At 64.2% G+C, this 16911-nt stretch carries 20 protein-coding genes; 9 read left to right on the plus strand and 11 right to left on the minus strand.

What is annotated here, in order from left to right; translation table 11 throughout:
* Positions 1-183: 183 nt before the first annotated feature.
* The gene (locus U5A89_RS20170; RefSeq protein ID WP_338162770.1) at positions 184-741 is read left to right on the plus strand and encodes an outer membrane protein; all 558 of its coding nucleotides are present in this window, start codon (positions 184-186) and stop codon (positions 739-741) included.
* 121 nt (positions 742-862) lie between these two features.
* Here the strand turns inward: U5A89_RS20170 and U5A89_RS20175 are convergent, their stop codons facing one another.
* The 5 genes from U5A89_RS20175 to U5A89_RS20195 form a co-directional block, all read right to left on the minus strand.
* Entirely contained in the window at positions 863-2272 is a 1410-nt protein-coding gene (locus U5A89_RS20175) for a UdgX family uracil-DNA binding protein (protein WP_338162771.1), read from the minus strand.
* A 319-nt stretch (positions 2273-2591) separates the two neighbouring features.
* Positions 2592-3056: a hemerythrin domain-containing protein gene (locus tag U5A89_RS20180; RefSeq protein ID WP_338162772.1), complete on the minus strand. Its 465-nt coding sequence runs from the start codon at positions 3054-3056 to the stop codon at positions 2592-2594.
* Positions 3057-3126: 70 nt separating this feature from the next.
* Entirely contained in the window at positions 3127-3477 is a 351-nt protein-coding gene (locus U5A89_RS20185; RefSeq protein ID WP_338162773.1) for a hypothetical protein, read from the minus strand.
* A 75-nt stretch (positions 3478-3552) separates the two neighbouring features.
* Entirely contained in the window at positions 3553-4797 is a 1245-nt protein-coding gene (locus U5A89_RS20190) for a putative DNA modification/repair radical SAM protein (RefSeq protein ID WP_338162774.1), read from the minus strand.
* A gap of 73 nt (positions 4798-4870) precedes the next feature.
* The gene (locus U5A89_RS20195; protein ID WP_338162775.1) at positions 4871-5629 is read right to left on the minus strand and encodes a class II aldolase/adducin family protein; all 759 of its coding nucleotides are present in this window, start codon (positions 5627-5629) and stop codon (positions 4871-4873) included.
* A gap of 228 nt (positions 5630-5857) precedes the next feature.
* Here U5A89_RS20195 and rpsU point away from each other — a divergent pair, with 228 nt between their 5' ends.
* Together rpsU and U5A89_RS20205 are read left to right on the plus strand one after the other, a co-directional pair.
* Positions 5858-6064 carry a 30S ribosomal protein S21 gene (rpsU, locus tag U5A89_RS20200; protein ID WP_104954164.1) on the plus strand — a complete coding sequence of 69 codons (207 nt, stop codon included), beginning with the start codon at positions 5858-5860 and terminating at the stop codon, positions 6062-6064.
* A gap of 78 nt (positions 6065-6142) precedes the next feature.
* Complete coding sequence (locus U5A89_RS20205) at positions 6143-6712, plus strand: FKBP-type peptidyl-prolyl cis-trans isomerase (protein WP_338162776.1); 570 nt, start codon at positions 6143-6145, stop codon at positions 6710-6712.
* Between the two features lie 92 nt (positions 6713-6804).
* Here U5A89_RS20205 and U5A89_RS20210 read toward each other — a convergent pair whose 3' ends face one another.
* From U5A89_RS20210 to pyrE, 6 genes are all read right to left on the minus strand, one after another.
* On the minus strand, positions 6805-7140 hold the full coding sequence (locus tag U5A89_RS20210) for a hypothetical protein (RefSeq protein ID WP_338162777.1): 336 nt from the start codon (positions 7138-7140) through the stop codon (positions 6805-6807).
* Positions 7141-7270: 130 nt separating this feature from the next.
* A complete protein-coding gene (locus U5A89_RS20215; RefSeq protein ID WP_338162778.1) occupies positions 7271-8347 on the minus strand; it encodes an AI-2E family transporter in 1077 nt (358 codons plus the stop codon).
* Positions 8348-8368: 21 nt separating this feature from the next.
* Entirely contained in the window at positions 8369-9250 is an 882-nt protein-coding gene (gene lepB, locus U5A89_RS20220; protein WP_445190680.1) for a signal peptidase I, read from the minus strand.
* 41 nt (positions 9251-9291) lie between these two features.
* Positions 9292-9693 carry a holo-ACP synthase gene (gene acpS, locus U5A89_RS20225; RefSeq protein ID WP_304536955.1) on the minus strand — a complete coding sequence of 134 codons (402 nt, stop codon included), beginning with the start codon at positions 9691-9693 and terminating at the stop codon, positions 9292-9294.
* A 141-nt stretch (positions 9694-9834) separates the two neighbouring features.
* A complete protein-coding gene (locus U5A89_RS20230; RefSeq protein ID WP_338162779.1) occupies positions 9835-10563 on the minus strand; it encodes a pyridoxine 5'-phosphate synthase in 729 nt (242 codons plus the stop codon).
* Between the two features lie 4 nt (positions 10564-10567).
* Positions 10568-11146 carry an orotate phosphoribosyltransferase gene (gene pyrE, locus U5A89_RS20235; protein WP_338162780.1) on the minus strand — a complete coding sequence of 193 codons (579 nt, stop codon included), beginning with the start codon at positions 11144-11146 and terminating at the stop codon, positions 10568-10570.
* Positions 11147-11433: 287 nt separating this feature from the next.
* On the opposite strand from pyrE, the gene coxB reads away from it, so the two are divergent.
* The 6 genes from coxB (at position 11434) to U5A89_RS20265 (ending at position 16802) form a co-directional block, all read left to right on the plus strand.
* The gene (coxB, locus tag U5A89_RS20240; RefSeq protein ID WP_338162781.1) at positions 11434-12450 is read left to right on the plus strand and encodes a cytochrome c oxidase subunit II; all 1017 of its coding nucleotides are present in this window, start codon (positions 11434-11436) and stop codon (positions 12448-12450) included.
* A 15-nt stretch (positions 12451-12465) separates the two neighbouring features.
* A complete protein-coding gene (gene ctaD, locus U5A89_RS20245; RefSeq protein WP_338162782.1) occupies positions 12466-14154 on the plus strand; it encodes a cytochrome c oxidase subunit I in 1689 nt (562 codons plus the stop codon).
* A 151-nt stretch (positions 14155-14305) separates the two neighbouring features.
* Positions 14306-15226 carry a heme o synthase gene (locus U5A89_RS20250; RefSeq protein WP_338162783.1) on the plus strand — a complete coding sequence of 307 codons (921 nt, stop codon included), beginning with the start codon at positions 14306-14308 and terminating at the stop codon, positions 15224-15226.
* Positions 15223-15351: a hypothetical protein gene (locus tag U5A89_RS20255; protein WP_269076421.1), complete on the plus strand. Its 129-nt coding sequence runs from the start codon at positions 15223-15225 to the stop codon at positions 15349-15351. The genes U5A89_RS20250 and U5A89_RS20255 overlap by 4 nt, the downstream gene beginning before the upstream one ends.
* Positions 15351-15926 (plus strand): cytochrome c oxidase assembly protein, encoded by a 576-nt coding sequence (locus U5A89_RS20260; protein WP_338162784.1) that lies wholly within the window; start codon positions 15351-15353, stop codon positions 15924-15926. The genes U5A89_RS20255 and U5A89_RS20260 overlap by 1 nt, the downstream gene beginning before the upstream one ends.
* Positions 15927-15971: 45 nt before the next feature.
* Positions 15972-16802 carry a cytochrome c oxidase subunit 3 gene (locus U5A89_RS20265; protein ID WP_338162785.1) on the plus strand — a complete coding sequence of 277 codons (831 nt, stop codon included), beginning with the start codon at positions 15972-15974 and terminating at the stop codon, positions 16800-16802.
* Positions 16803-16911: the final 109 nt, after the last annotated feature.

Here is a 16911-nt window from a genome sequence, read left to right on the forward strand (position 1 = left end):
ACAGAAAGCGTGTTGTTTCCGTCACATAATCGCTATTTCGCGGCCTTTTGTGGATCGTGCAGGAAACCTTCATCCGCGTCCGGTCATTCTTCCTCTTGTCGATCGGCAGCCGCTTTGAGCGCTCGCATCGGCCCGGCGGGTCCACACCGTCGATCATATCCACAACAGACAAAGGTCGTACCCATGAAGACACTGCTTTTTTCGGCAGCTGCTGCTGCATTCCTGTTGCCTGCCGCCGCCATGGCGCAGGACGACGCGGGTTCCTCCACCCGCCGCATCGAACCCTATGTCGGCGTGATGGGCGGCGTGCATAATTATGACAGCGAAACCAGCAAAGAAGGCATTCCGCCGGTCGGCTATAAGGGCCGGATGGTCGAAGGCGTCGCCGGTGTGAACGTCAATGTCGCAGGACCGCTGGTCCTGGGCGTAGAGGGCACCGCGTCCAAGGGCGTGTCGGGCGACATCGATTGGGAATATGGCGCGGCGGGCCGCGTCGGCGTGAAGGCGGGCAAGGACAGCATGATCTTCACCAAGGTCGGCTATCAATGGACCAATTTCGATGCGCTGGGGCCGGATAGCCGCGACTATCATGGCATGACCTATGGCGCAGGCGTGGAATTGTCGCCCGCCGACATGGGTGGTTCGGCCCAGAGCAGCAATGTCCGCTTGCGCGTACAGGCCGACACGACCGGCAATTTCCACTCGATCCGCCCGATGGCGGGTGTGGTCGCGAAATTCTGATCTGATATAGCGAATAGGCGGGACGGATCTATGCGATCCGGCCCGCCTTGTCAGTCAGCCTCCCTTGGGAGGTTGGGGTGGGGAACGGCTTCTTTGGACTGTAGCCGTTCCGCATTCCCGTTTAGCCAAGCGCCCGCAACCGCTCGCCGATGACACGCAGATCCGCGATAAAGCGGTCATGTTCCTGCGCCTTGCGCTCGGCATCGGGCAGCCGCAGCAAATAGCTCGGGTGCACCGTCACCCATCCTTCCGCCCCATCGTCCAGCGCGATCGCCTGGCCGCGCACGCGCCCGATCGTCACCGCCTTGCCCAGCATCGCGCGGGCCGCGCTGCCGCCCAGCGCCACGATGATGCGCGGGCGCACCAGATCGATCTCCTGTTTCAGCCACCAGCGGCACGCCTCTATCTCGCCCGCATCGGGGGACTGGTGCAGCCGCCGCTTGCCGCGTCGTTCGAATTTGAAATGCTTGACCGCGTTGGTGACATAGGCGCGCGATCGGTCGATGCCCGCGGCGACCAGCGCCTGGTCGAACAGCTGCCCCGCCGGTCCGACGAAGGGCCGTCCCGCCAGATCCTCCTGGTCGCCCGGCTGCTCGCCGATGAACAGCAGCGGCGCGTCGAGCGGACCTTCGCCGAACACCGTCTGCGTCGCGTCCCGGTGCAATGGGCAGCGGGTACAGCCCAGCGCCTCCCCGCGCAGCGCGGCCCAGGCCATCGCGCTGTTGCCCTGGCGTTTGGGCGGGGCCTTTTCCGCCAGCGGCGCGGTGGCAATCATTGCGGACTCGCGCGCCTGCGCCCCTGCGATCAGGTCGGGGATCAATGCCGCTTCGGGCAGATTGCGCCAATATTTCTTGGGCATTTCGGACAGCATCGCCCCGACCTTGAGCCGGGCGGGGTTGAAGATCGCGGCATAATAGCCCTTCCACATATCCTCGATCGGATCGTCAGTGGGCGCGTCGCTTTGCTGCGCGCCCAGTCCTTCCAGCACTTTTTCGCCATCCCAGTGGATGCAGGCTTCCGGCGTCAGGATCGACCAGCGCATCGCGGCGAAGCGCCGCACGAAGAACCCGGCATTGGCGCGCACGATATGATGGTCCGGTTCGAACCAGGCGACGAAGCGCGCGCCCCCGTCATCCGCCACTTCGCGAAAGCGCACGAAAGCGCGCATCTTGTGGATGTCGCGGCGGACCGCCTTGGCCAACCCATCGATGCGGCGGAGCAGCGGATCGGCCTTGTCCTCCATCACCCCCGGCCGCGTGCGCAGACGGCATAGCAGTGCGTAGAGCAGCGCGAAACGTTCGGGATCGCGATGCAGGATGGTGCTTTGCGCGAGATCAACGAAGGCGCGGGGGACGGAAAAACCGGCGTCGGGGCGATCGGCGGGCAGGGGCGTGTCGCCGAACAGGTCGCCGCCTGCCTCGCCCACCTGCCAGACAATATCGGCGGGATCGACACCCGCCACCGCCAACCGCCGCGCCGCCGCGCGCCAGCCGTCGAAATCGTCCGGGGCGCTCAGCGCGACGCGGTACATGGGGGCGGGACTAAGTGGAGCCGTCGGTCGTGACGCGCAGAGGCGAGGTAGATGCTCGCCTGAATGGCACCGGACGTAAACGAAGATAGGCGCGGGAACATGTCATGCCGGTGCCTCATTTCCCCGCCCTTTCATCGGAGTTCCGTGCCTCCAGTCAGGGAGCAGCGAAGGCAAAGCCAAGGGGCTTTTTAAAAGAGCGACGATAACGTCCGTTAGCTGTTCCCCGGCGCAGGCCGAGGTCCAGTCCAAAGCGTTGAACTGGACCCCGGCCTGCGCCGGGGAACGCCCTCCTATAGGCTCCAATCCATGCAGCGTCGGCTCAGTCTTCCGCCTGCGCGCGTTCCAGTTCGACGGGCTTGCGCTTGGCGAACAGCTTGCCGAGCTGGTCCTCCTGCTCCGCCGTCAATTCCTTGGCGGCGTCGGGGAACATCTCTTCCTCTTCCTCATCGATATGATGCAGGTAGCGCTTCTTCATTTCGGCGAATTTCTTGCGCCACGCCTCGCCATTGAATTTCAGATCGTCCAGTTCTTCCAGATAATCGTCGATTTCCTTATGCTCCGACACGCTGTGCTGCGCGTCTTCGCGCAGGTCCGGCTGGGCGAGCATGGTGGCGTAGAGCGTTTCCTCCTCCGCCGCGGCATGGGCGGATACTTCCACCTTGAATTGCTCGAACAGCTTTTCCAGCCGGTCGTCGTCCTTCGCGGCCTCCTCCATCTTGGCGAAGAGCTGGCGGTGGGTGTCGTGATCCTGTTTCAGGCGATCGAAAATCGTGGCGTTGGCCATGGATGTGTCTCCTCTTTCGAGGGGAGACAACGACGCGCGTGGCAAATGGCTCCCTGAGCGATCGCCTTGATCAGCCGAACAGGAAGCGGAAGATGATGGCGACCGGCAGCCAAAGCAGCGCGCCCAGGATGCTGGCGGCCCACAGTTGCGCGACATCGCGGCGAAAGCGCAGCGTCAGGCCACTGTCCGACAGGCCGCCCTGTTCCAGCATGTGCCAGCGCCGTTCCAGCCCGCGCGCCGCCACCGCATAGCCGCCGATGGCGACGATCACGCCCAGATGCAGGACCAGCGATCCACCCATCCTGGCGACGATGAAGATCTGCGCGAGACAGAACAACACCAAAGCCGCCGCCAGATGCGTGCTGATCCGCTTGGCGAACCCCTTGCGTCGATGTGTGCGATTGCCGAGCGCTGTCGCCAAAGCCCCGAACTCCTTGCTTGACCTTGATGACAGAATTTCACGAGTTGCCGCTGCGATCAACCGGAAATGTGACAGTCAGGCAAAGAGATCGAGCTGTTTGGCAGGCGGGGCGACACGCGCGCGCAGGTCCGCGCGATCGATCAGGGCGATCGGCCGCCAGTCCGCCGCGATCAGGAAGGGGCGCAATTTCTTGATCGATGTCGTCAGCCGCGCCACGTCGTCCAGCCGCAGGCGGCGATGGCGGCGGCTCGACAGGATGCGGTCCACCGCCTTTACCCCCAGCCCCGGCACGCGCAGCAGCGCCTCTCGCGGGGCGCGGTTGACGTCCACGGGGAAGGTGGCGCGATGGTTGAGCGCCCAGGCGAGCTTGGGATCGATGTCGAGCGGCAGGCATCCGGTCACCGCGTCGGTCGCCGCGGCAATCTCTTTGGCGTCATAGCCATAGAAGCGGATCATCCAGTCGGACTGGTAGAGCCGATGTTCGCGCAACAAAGGCGGGCGTTGCAGCGGCAGCACCGCGCTGGGCGAAGGGATGGGAGAGAAGGCGCTATAATAGACGCGGCGCAGCTTGTGCCGGTCGTACAGGCTGCTGGCCCGCGCGATGATCGCGCGATCGTCAGCGGCGTCCGCGCCGACGATCATCTGGGTCGACTGGCCCGCAGGCGCAAAGCGCGGTGCATGCTTATATTTGCTCCGCGCGTCCTGCCCATCCTCCATATCGCTGCGCAGCCGCCCCATCGCCCCTTCGATCCGCACCCCGTCCTTTTCCGGGGCGAGCCGCTTGAGGCCGCTTTCGGTCGGTAGTTCGACGTTGATCGACAGCCGGTCGGCATGCAGCCCGGCTTGGTGGATCAGGGCGGGGTCGGCGTCCGGGATCGTCTTCAAATGAATATAGCCGCGAAAGCCATGATCTTCCCGCAGGCATCGCGCCACCTCGACCATCTGTTCCATCGTATAGTCGGACGACCGGATGATGCCCGACGACAGGAACAGCCCCTCGATATAATTGCGGCGATAGAAATTGAGCGTCAGGTCCACCACCTCCTGCGCGGTGAAGCGCGCGCGGCGCACATCGCTCGACCGCCGGTTGATGCAATAATGGCAGTCGAAGATGCAGCTGTTGGTCAGCAATATCTTGAGCAGGGAAATGCAGCGGCCGTCGGGCGCATAGGCGTGGCAAATCCCCATGCCCTCGGTCGATCCGATCCCCTTGCCGCCGCGACTGTCGCGCTTCGTCGTGCCGGACGACGCGCAGGACGCATCATATTTGGCGGCGTCGGCCAAAATTTCGAGTTTCGCACGAGTGGAAAGCTGGGCCATATCGTTCCTGATATGTTCGTATGGCGGCGCTGTCCATGATCTCGATCAATCGCTGCCCGAAAGGGCAGGGGCGCTACTCCCGCCAGCTGGAATTGATCCGGTCGATCCGCCGCACCATCGCCTGGAAGTCGGGCACGCCCGGCCCGACCGGCAGTTGTACCGCGGAGAGATCACGCTGATGCACCACGATCACGTCGGCCGGAATGTCGATCGGCGTGCCCGCCGCGCCCGCCGCCACCTGAATTTCGCAGGCGCGTTGCAGCGACCAATGGGTCAGGAAGGCTTGCGGCAGGCTGGGCGCCATCACCAGCGTGCCGTGATTGCGCAACAGCATGATGCGCTTGTCGCCCAGATTGGCGATCAGCCTTTCGCCTTCCTCCGGCCGGATCGTGACCCCTTCAAAGTCGTGATGCGCGATCCGCCCGATAAAGGCGGCGGCGTAGAAGCTGATCGGGCGCAACCCCTCCGCACAACTGCTCACCGCCATGCCCGCAGTGGTATGGGTATGGATGATGCAATGGGCGTCGGGCAGGTGCCGGTGGAACAGGCTATGCTGCATGAAGCCCGCGCGGTTGACCGGATAGGGGCTGCCGTACAGCACTTGGCCGTCGATATCGATCTTGACCAGGTTGGACGCGGTCACCTCGTCATAGCCAAGGCCGAACGGGTTGATCAGGAACGCGTCGTCCTCACCGGGAACGCGGAGCGTGATATGGTTGTAGATCAGTTCCGACCAGCCCATATGGTCGAAGATGCGATAGCAGGCGGCGAGCTGCTGGCGTGCTTCCCATTCGGCGGCGGACATGTCGGGGCGTTTCGCGGCGGTGGCCATGGCGATCCTTCTCCTGCTCTGTTATGGTCGCACTATCGGCGCACCCGGCGCAAAAGTCGAGATTGCGCCCTTTGGGGTTGAGTTTACGCGACTCTGCTGATAGGGCGCCGCCCACATGGCGTAGGGCGACCTGCGACGACTTACTGGCTTTGCTATTCGGTCGGCCCGTCGGGATGGATGTAAAAATCCCGGCGAACCGCTCGTTTTCGATTGGAGATAGACGGACTTATGCAGATCATCGTTCGCGACAACAATGTCGACCAGGCTCTTCGCGCGCTCAAGAAGAAGCTGCAGCGTGAAGGCGTGTATCGCGAAATGAAGCTGCGTCGCCACTACGAAAAGCCGTCGGAAAAGCGCGCCCGCGAAAAGGCGGCGGCTGTCCGCCGTGCGCGCAAGATGGACCGTAAGCGCGCTGAGCGCGACGGCGTCCGTTAAGACGCTTGTAGCGGGGCGGCGCGTCCGCCCCGTCCTGTGCTGCCGACTACCTGCCCCTGATTTGCGAGAGCATGCGCCATGTCCACGACGGCCGTTCCCCTTCGTCCTATCGCCAAGGGGTCGCTGACGCGTCTCTGGATCGGCGTCGCCGCGATTGCGCTGGCGGCGGGTGGTCTTGCCTGGGCGGGCCAGCAGGGCGTCGAGCCTTCGCCTAGCGCGTTCCTGGTGAAGAACAGCCATGCCAGCGGCGTGGTGACGACCGAATTGGGCTTGCAGTATAAGATACTGTCCGAAGGCACCGGTCCCAACCCGACGACCGCCGACGTGGCGCTGATCGGTTACAAGGGCACGCTGCTGGACGGCACGGTGTTCGATGAAAATCCGCAGGCGCCGATGCCGATCGACGGCGTCGTGCCGGGCTTTTCCGAAGGCCTGCAGAAGATGAAGAAGGGCGGCAAGTATCGCCTCTGGATCCCGCCGCAGCTGGGCTATGGCGACCAGGCGGCCGGACCGATTCCGGCCGGGTCGGTGCTGGTGTTCGATGTCACGCTGCACGACTTCCGGTCGAAGGCGGAACTGATGCAGCTGCAGCAGCAGATGCAGCAACAGCAGGGTGCGCCCGGTGCGCCGCCGCCAGCGGGCCGTTGAGGTCGAACCAGTCCGGTCATCGGACCTTCGCAGCATAGAAAAAGGGGCCGTCGCACGGCCCCTTTTTCTTGGCGCTATGGCATCATGCCCGATCAGGCGTGACCCTGACAGGGCGCCTCATCCTCCGCGGCCAGGCCGAAGGCCAGGGCGTTGGCGTTGCCGATCTTCTCTTCGCCCGCAAACAGCTTGTCCAGCCGGGCCTTGATGTCGCGCCGATATTCGGCGGTCGCGACCGATCGGGGCGCGGCCACTTCGATATCGCAGGCGATCGCACCCTTGATGCGGTCGATCGCCGGTTCGTCCAACACGCCCGCGCTGCGCAGCTCCAGGCAAAGCTGCAGCAGGCCTACGGCAGTCGCATGGGCGCGCAGGCCCACATTGGTCAGGTCGAAATGTAGTCTCTTTTGCTTGTCTAGGGGAATCGCCATGTCAATCACTCTCCAGCGCTGGTGTGCCAGCTTACCATAGTATCAAGCGCCCGGAAGGGATTCCCGTTCCCTTTCCGGCCCAGCGGGCAGACGAACGGGGCGTGGGCCAGGGTAGCACGCGGTAAGGCCGTCAGCTGCGTGTCGTGACGATCGTCTGGTTATTCGCCTTCATCGCCTTGGACCGTTCCTCCAGATAGACCTTGATCATCGCGACGATCGGGTCGGCCAGGAACAGCCCCATGATGCCGAACAGCGCGCCGAACAAGATCTGCGCCGCCAGCACCAGCGCCGGGGCCAGATCGGTGGCGCGCTTCGCCACCATCGGCACGATCAGATAGCCGTCGACGATCTGCACCACCATATAGACGCCAAAGGCATAGAGGCCGGTATGCGTGCCGCCCGAAAAGCCGACCAGGATGATCAGCACGCCCGATATGATCGATCCGATATTGGGCAGAAAAGCGAACAGGCCGGTCAATATGCCGAGCAGCCCCGCCATCGGCACGCCGCCCGCCCACAGGAACAGCCACACGCCCACGCCTTCCACCGTCATGCCGATGATGCGCCCGAACATCAGGCGGCGCAGCGTCCAGCCCATCTTGTCGGCGACGGTGTAGAAATGGGCACGCTTTTCGATCGGCAGCATCCAGGCGACGCCGCGTTCGTAGAGTTTCGGCTCCACCGCGATGAAGATCGCCAGCACCAGCATCATGACGCCACTGGTGATCGCGCCCACTGCCGTGCCGACCGCCGCCGTGACCCGGCCCATGCTGCTCATCGCCTGGCTGGCGAGGCTTTTGAGGTCTTCGGGCGTCGTGGTGATGCCCAATTGCTGCATCCACCCGCCGATCCGCGCCACCTGCGCCTCCACGATGGTGCGCATCGCCTGCGCCTGCGCGGCCAGGCTCGATCCGGTAAGGTAGAATGTATAGGCCATGAAGGCGACCGCGCCCAGTAGCACGATAGTCAGCCGCCATCCTCGGCCGATCGGCAGGATGCGGCCCAGCAGCCGCGTGCCGCCGTCCATCATCGTCGCCAGCACGAGCGCGCCCATGACCAGCAGCAGCGGTTGCGCCAACAGGGCGACCAGTCCGATGGCGACCGCTAGCGCGAACCAGACGCCCGCGCGCTGTAGTTCGTGCTGGACCAGGGGGCTGCGGACTTCGCTCGGACCGGGTTCCTCGACATGATGCTGGGTGTCGCTCAAAGCCCGGTGCCCCTTTAAAGATTATTCCGGGGGTGCAACGCTTTGCGGACGCAGGCTGTTCCCCGCCCGGCCGCTGCGCAGCGCGTGGACCCAGGTCAGCGGGTTCCAGGTTGCGTCGCCATCCAGGCTGAAGGTGATGAACTCCGCCCGGCCGCCGATCGCTTCCCACGGCACCGGGCCGCCAAGCCCATTTTCCTCCAGCGGCGCGCGGCTGTCGGCGCTGTTGTCGCGATTGTCGCCCATCAGGAAGACATGGTCGGCGGGCACCCGCACCGGCCCGTACCAGTCGAGCGCGCTCGGCCCCATGTCGATCGTGACATAGGTCTTGCCGTTGGGCAGGATTTCCTGCCGCACCGGCAGTTCGCAATAGTCCTTGCCGTCCTTGCCCGTCACCAGCGCGCCGGGAAACTGCATCGGTGGGCAGGGGGCGTTGCCATCGACGGGCAGGCGCAGGGGTTTCAGCATCTTCTGCTTCACCGCCACGCCGTTCAGGATCACCTGGCCGCCGCGCACTTCGATGATGTCGCCGGGTAGGCCGATCACCCGCTTGATATAATCCTCCCGCCGGTTCTGCGGGCTGACGATGACGATGTCGCCGCGTTCGGGCAGGCGACCCAGCACCCGGCCTTTCAGGAAGGGCAGGGGGTGGAAACTGGGTGAGACATAGGACCAGCCATAGGGAAATTTGCTGACCACCAGCCGGTCGCCGGTCAGCAGCACCGGCATCATCGATTCGGACGGGATGTAGAAGGGCTTGGCGACGAAGCTGTGGAACGCCAGCACCGCCAGGATCAGCAGCACGATGCTTTTGACCTCATGCCACCAGTTGACGCTGGTCCGGGCCGCATCCTCCTGCGTCTGCGCATCCGCGATGGTCTCTTCGGGCAGGTCGATGGCCGTCACGGGTTGGCTTTCGCTAGGGGGAGTATCGCTCGCGTTATTGGTCACAGCGGCAGGGCTTCGATGATGACGAAGGCCTGCGCCCATGGATGATCGTCGGTGAGCGTCAGGTGAATGACGGGCCTATGCCCCGCCGGGACCATCGATTCCAGCCGCGCCAGCGCGCCGCCGGTCAATTTCAGCGTCGGGGCGCCGGACGGCGCGTTGACCACGCCGATATCCTTCATGAACACGCCCGCCTTGAACCCGGTGCCGACCGCCTTGGAAAAAGCCTCCTTGGCGGCGAAGCGCTTGGCCAGCGTCCCCGCCTTGGTGAAGGGGCGGCGATTGCCCTTGGCCTGCTCGACATCGGTAAACACGCGGCTCTCGAACCGCGCGCCGAAGCGATCGAGCGAGTTCTGGATACGCTCGATATTGCAGAGGTCGGAGCCGAGGCCGATGATCATATATCCTCCCCGGCACGGGGAGGGGGACCGCCAGCGAAGCTGGTGGTGGAGGGGGGAGCGGCGGAACACAACAGGGAGCGGCAGGAGGCACGCCCCCTCCACCAGCCTGCGGCTGGTCCCCCTCCCCGTGCCGGGGAGGACTCACCGCGCCAAATCCATCTGCCGCCGCATCTCCCTGATACTGCCTTCCAGTCCGCCGAAAATCGCCTCGCCGATCAGGAAATGGCCGATATTGAGTTCGGCGACCTGCGGGATGGCGGCGATCGGCGCGACATTGTCGAAGGTCAGGCCGTGTCCCGCATGGGGTTCGATCCCGTTCTTGGCCGCCAGCGCGACGGCGTCGGCGATCCGGCGCAGTTCGGCCGCGCGTGCTTCGCCGGTCAGATGGGCATAGGCACCGGTATGAAATTCCACCACCGGCGCGCCCAACCGGATCGCCGCGTCGATCTGGGCGGCGTCGGCCTCGATGAACAGGCTGACGCGGATGCCCGCATCGCCCAGCGCGGCGACGACGGGTTTCAACGTCTCATATTGCCCGGCGGCGTCCAGCCCGCCCTCGGTCGTGCGTTCCTCGCGCTTTTCCGGCACGATGCAGGCGGCGTGCGGCTTGTAGCGCAGCGCGATGTCCAGCATCTCCTGCGTCGCCGCCATCTCCAGGTTGAGCGGCACGGTGAGCGCCGCCATCAGTGTGGCGATATCTTCGTCGCGAATATGCCGCCGGTCCTCGCGCAGATGCGCGGTGATGCCGTCCGCCCCGGCCTTTACCGCCAGCAGCGCAGCCTTGACCGGATCGGGATGCGCGCCCCCGCGTGCGTTGCGGATGGTCGCCACATGGTCGATATTGACGCCAAGGCGCAGGGGCGTGGTCATGATCCTACTTCCGGCTGCCGGGCTTGATCGCCGGGATCGCCGCCAGTTCGGGCGGGATCGCATCGGCTTCATAGACCGGGAAATTGATGGAGACGAGCGGATGGAAGGGCACGCCCAGGTCCACTTCGCCCGCCGACCGATCGACCAGCGCGACTTCGGCGACGACGATGCCGCCTTCCGCCTCCACCGCCTCGATCGCTTGGCGCGACGACAGGCCGGTGGTCACGACATCCTCGACCATCAGCACCTTCTGCCCCGGCGTGATCGCAAAGCCGCGACGCAGTTCGAACGTGCCTTCGGGCCGTTCCAGAAATACCGCATCCTTGTCGAGCGCGCGACCGACTTCATGGCCGATGATGAGGCCACCCATCGCGGGCGACACCACCAGATCGATGTCCTGCCGCACTTCGCGGGGCAGTTGCTGCACCATGGCGCGGGCCAGCTTGCCTGCGCGCTCGGCGTTCATCAACACGCGTGCGCACTGCAGATAATTGGCGCTGCGGCGCCCGGACGACAGGATGAAATGTCCCTCCAGCAGCGCCCCCGCCGCCCGGAATTCCGCCAATACTTCCTCGTCTGTCATGCCGTCCATTATCCATAGTCGGGCGACCGGAACCCACATGGTTCCCATCGCCAGCCAGCCAGCACGGCGCCGCCTGCGTGCGCCATGATTGCGCCCCTGTGCGCGGACCTGCGAAATAGGCGGCCAGGGGGATCGTTGCAACAGCGAAGAAAATCTGCTCCTCCATGCTTGAGGCATAGGGAAACCATGCCTATAAGCCGCGGCAGAACCGACCGGGCGAGGATAGCGCGCATCACTGCGTGTCTTCGTTGCAGCGGCGCCAAGGGGTTACGGGGTAAGAAGACGCTATGAAGAAGGTGAAATCGCTCGTTCTCGCCGGGTTGCTGGCCTTCGCGCCAGCGCTCGGACTGAACGGACAGGCACTGGCGCAGGACAATAGTGCCGTCGCCGCACCGGCTGCGGACAATGCCGCCGCGCCGGCCGAATTGGCCGCCAACGCCGCTGCGCCTGCTGCCGAAGCGGCGCCCGCGGCCAAGGTTGCCGCCCCGCCGCGCATGAAGCCGACGCAAGGCATCGGCATGCCCCAGCCGGGCGAATATACCCTGCAGGAGCAGTTCACGTCGACCGGCCACACCGCGCGCTGGCTGCATGACAAGATGCTGATCCCGCTGATCTTCGCGATCTCCATCTTCGTCCTGATCCTGATGCTCTATGCGATGTGGAAATTCCGCCGTAGCGCCAACCCGATCCCGTCGAAGACCGCGCACAACACGATGATCGAAGTGATCTGGACCGTATTGCCGGTCGTGATCCTGCTGGTCGTCGCCGTGCCCTCGATCGGGCTTCTGGCGGACCAGTATAAGCCCGCGCCCAAGGATGCCGTCGTCGTCAAGGTGACGGGATATCAGTGGTATTGGGGCTATGAATATCCCGACAACGGCATTCCCGAATTCGTCTCCAACATGCTGCCGGAAGACAAGGCGAAGGCCAATGGCGAGCCGTATCTGCTGGCCCCCGACAACCGTCTGGTCCTACCCGCCGGTCGCCCGATCAAGCTGATCATCACCGGCGCCGACGTGATCCACGCCTTCGCCGTGCCCTCGCTCTGGGTGAAGATGGACGCCGTGCCGGGCCGCCTGAACGAGAAGAGCTTCACCATCGACAAGCCGGGCGTCTATTACGGCCAATGTTCGGAACTGTGCGGCGCGCGCCACGGCTTCATGCCGATCGCGATCGAAGCGCTGCCCCCCGCTCAGTTCGACCAGTGGGTGCTTTCGCAGGGCGGCAAGCCCGCCGGAGCCGCACCTGCGGCCCCAGCCGCGACAGCGGCCGCAGCGGCCCCCGCCGCCGACAAGAAAATCTGATCAGGGTAGGAAGCCATGACAACCATCACCGCAGATCATCACGGCGACCACGCCCATGACCATGATCATCACGATGCCGATCACAAGCCAGCCTTCTTCCAGCGCTGGTTCATGTCCACCAATCATAAGGACATCGGCACCCTCTACCTGATCTTCGCGATCGTCGCGGGCATCATCGGCGGCGGGATTTCCGGCCTGATGCGCGCCGAACTCGCGCATCCGGGCATCCAGTATCTCCACACCTGGGCCATGTTCATGGACGGTCCGGAAGCGACGCTGGATCAGGCCTATCATCTGTGGAACGTGCTCATCACCGCCCACGGCCTCATCATGGTCTTCTTCATGGTGATGCCCGCGATGATCGGCGGCTTCGGCAACTGGTTCGTGCCGATCATGATCGGCGCGCCGGACATGGCCTTCCCGCGGATGAACAATGTCAGCTTCTGGCTGCTCATCCCCGCCTTCGCCCTGCTTCTGGGGTCGACCTTCGTCCCAGGCGGCACCGGCAATGGCGCGGGCACCGGCTGGACGGTCTATGCGCCGCTCTCGACCAGCGGCTCGGCTGGCCCGGCGGTCGACATGGCGATCCTGTCGCTCCATATCGCGGGTGCGTCCTCCATCCTGGGCGCGATCAACTTCATCACCACCATCCTCAACATGCGTGCGCCGGGCATGACCCTGCACAAGATGCCGCTGTTCGTCTGGTCGGTGCTGGTCACCGCCTTCCTGCTGCTGCTCGCGCTGCCGGTTCTGGCCGCCGCGATCACCATGCTGCTGACCGACCGTAACTTCGGCACCACCTTCTACGATGCAGCCGGTGGCGGCGATCCCGAACTCTACCAGCATCTCTTCTGGTTCTTCGGGCATCCCGAAGTCTATATCATGATCCTGCCCGGCTTCGGCATCGTCAGCCAGATCATCTCGACCTTCAGCCGCAAGCCCGTCTTCGGCTATCTCGGCATGGCCTATGCCATGGTCGCGATCGGCGTGGTCGGCTTCGTCGTGTGGGCGCACCATATGTTCACCACCGGCATGTCGGTGAATGTGAAGATGTATTTCACCGCCGCGACGATGGTCATCGCCGTGCCTACGGGCATCAAGATCTTCTCGTGGATCGCGACGATCTGGGGTGGTTCGATCAGCTTCAAGACCCCGATGGTCTGGGCGCTGGGCTTCATCTTCCTCTTCACCGTGGGCGGCGTCACCGGCGTCGTGCTGGCCAATGGCGGCGTGGACGACGTGCTGCACGACACCTATTATGTCGTGGCGCATTTCCACTATGTGCTGTCGCTGGGCGCGGTGTTCGGCCTGTTCGCGGGCTTCTACTACTGGTTCCCGAAAATGTCGGGCAAGATGTACAACGAGTTCCTGGGCCAGTTGCACTTCTGGGTGTTCTTCATCGGCGTGAACCTCTTGTTCTTCCCGATGCACTTCCTGGGCCTGTCGGGCATGCCGCGTCGCTACCCCGATTATCCCGCGGCGTTCGAAAAGTGGAACTCACTCGCCAGCCACGGCTATGAAATCATGGCGGCCGGTATGGCGATCTTCTTCGTCAACCTGATCTGGTCGCTGGCCGCAGGCAAGAAAGCGGTCGGCAATCCATGGGGCGAAGGCGCAACGACGCTGGAATGGACGCTGTCCAGCCCGCCGCCCTACCACCAGTTCGAAACCCTGCCGGTCATCGACGACAACGCCCATCATTGATGGCGGGATGACCGTCCAGATTTGACGGATACAGGTGTCCCGCTTCGGCGGGACGCCGCGAGGGGCGGGCCGCCAAGACCTGTCTGGAGAGTCGGTTGCCCAAGTCAGCCCGGCCGTGTAACAGCGCCGGGCTGAACCCATGAGGGAGATTATGGCAAGTTCGCCGTTCGTGACCGGGGCTGATGCCCCCACGCTGCCTGCCCATTGGCGCGATTTCGTGGCGTTGACCAAGCCCCGGGTCATGACTCTGGTCGTGTTCACGGGTCTGTGCGGGCTGCTGGCCGCGCCCGGCCATATCCACCCGGTCCTCGCCTTCACCGCGATCCTGTGCATTGCCATCGGCGCGGGCGCGGCCGCCGCGCTCAACCAATGGTATGAAGCGGACATCGACGCCAAGATGAAGCGCACCGCCAACCGTCCGCTGCCTGCGGGCCGGATGGACCGGCAATCGGCGCTGCATTTCGGCGTGGGCCTCTCTTTCTTTTCGGTCATCCTGATCGGCATGGCGACCAACTGGCTGGCCGCCGCGGTGCTGGCCGTCTCGATCCTCTTCTACGTCTTCGTCTATACCATTTGGCTGAAGCCCCGGACGGCGCAGAATATCGTCATCGGCGGCGCGGCAGGCGCGTTCCCACCGGTCATCGGCTGGGCCGCGGTAACTGGCGATATCAGCGCGCTGCCGGTCGCTTTGTTCATGCTGATCTTCTTCTGGACGCCGCCCCATTTCTGGGCGCTCGCGCTGTTTGTGAAGACCGATTATGCCGCCGCTGGCATCCCGATGCTACCGGTCGTGTCGGGCGAAGTCGTCACCCGGCGCCAGATATGGGGCTATACCGCGATCATGGCGATCGCCGCCATGGCGCCGGTGCTGCTGCAACTGACCGGCCTCGTCTATGGCGTCACGGCGCTGCTGGGTACATCGCTCTTCGCTGTCTTCGCCTTCCGGGTCTATCGCCGCCGCGAAAGCGATCCGGCGCGGATGCAGCCCGAACGGCGCTTGTTCAAATATTCGATCATCTATCTGTTCCTGCTGTTCGGGGCCGTGGTCGCCGACCGCTGGCTGCTCGCATGACGCCCGAGGAACTGGAGAAGGTCCGCGCGCGGCAGAAGTCCCGCGCGCTGGTCATGGGCCTGCTGCTCGGCGCGCTCGTGCTGCTGTTCTACGGCATCACCATCGCCAAGATGGGCGGCAACTGATGGCGACCCTCCCGCCGTCCCCGTTCGATCGCGATCGCCGCAACCGGCGCACGCTGGTCGCCATGGCGACGGTGGGCCTGGCGATGCTGGGGCTGGGCTTCGCGTCCGTGCCGCTCTACCGCATCTTCTGCGAACAGACCGGTTTCGGCGGCACGACCAAGCGCGCCGCCGCCGATGTGCAGGTGCAGGCCGCCACCGGCCACACCATGTCGATCCGCTTCGATTCGAACGTTCAGCCCGGCATGCCCTGGCAATTCTATCCCGAACATCGCACCGACACGGTGACGGTGGGCGTGAAGGACATGGCGATCTTCATCGCCAAGAACATGTCGGACAAGCCGGTGACCGGCACCGCCAGCTTCAACGTCACGCCGACCCAGGCGGGCGCCTATTTCACCAAGATCCAGTGTTTCTGCTTCACCCAGCAGACGCTGCAGCCCGGCGAGGAAGTCCGCATGCCGGTGCTTTATTTTGTCGATCCGAAGATTTTGCAGGACAGCGACAACAAGGACACGCAACAAATTACCTTGAGCTATACCTTCTACCCTGTTGAGCAGGGCGGGAAGCCAAGCTAAGGCAAGCATCAGATAACGCGAACCGCGAACAGGGAAGAGACTGTCATGGCAGGCGCCAAGAACCACGATTATCATATCCTTCCGCCCAGCATCTGGCCGCTCTTCGGCTCCATGTCGGCGCTGGTCATGGCGTTCGGCGCGATCATGTGGATGCACCCCGATGCCATGCCTGCGGGCGGCGGCTGGGTGTTCATGCTCGGCGTCGCGGGCGTGCTGTTCACCTTCTACAGCTGGTGGGCCAACGTCATCGCCGAAGCCCATGCGGGCGATCATACCCCGGTGGTGCAGCTGCATCTGCGCTACGGCATGATCCTGTTCATCGCGTCGGAGGTCATGTTCTTCGTCGGCTGGTTCTGGGCCTTTTTCGACTTCTCGCTCTTCCCCAGCGCGCTCGCGCCGATCGAAGGGATGTTCCCGTCCAAAGGCATAGAGGTCATGAACGCGTTCGAGCTGCCGTTGCTCAACACGCTGATCCTGCTCTGCTCGGGCACCACCGTGACCTGGGCGCACCATGCGCTGATCCATGGCGACCGCGACGGCCTGAAAAAAGGTCTGTGGTGCACGATCCTGCTCGGCCTGCTTTTCTCCTCGATCCAGGCCTATGAATATATCCATGCGCCGTTCCCGTTCGGCGGGTCGCCCTACAGCTCGGGTTTCTACATGGCGACCGGCTTCCACGGCTTCCACGTCATCGTCGGCACGATCTTCCTGATCGTCAATCTGGTGCGCGTCTATAAGGGCCACTTCACCCCGCGCCAGCATTTCGGCTTCGAAGCCGCCGCCTGGTACTGGCATTTCGTCGACGTGGTGTGGCTGTTCCTCTTCGTCGCCATCTATGTCTGGGGCGGCTGGGGCGCGCCGGTCCACGGCGGCTGAGGGTTCACGCTGTACCTGCAATGACAGCGGCCGGGGCAGATGCTCCGGCCGTTTTCTTTTGCGGTGGCCGGCGCAGCGTTTTCCCAAGCCTGAACCGTGTTCCCGCGCA

This window comes from Sphingobium sp. HWE2-09 (assembly GCF_035989265.1).
GTDB lineage: Bacteria > Pseudomonadota > Alphaproteobacteria > Sphingomonadales > Sphingomonadaceae > Sphingobium.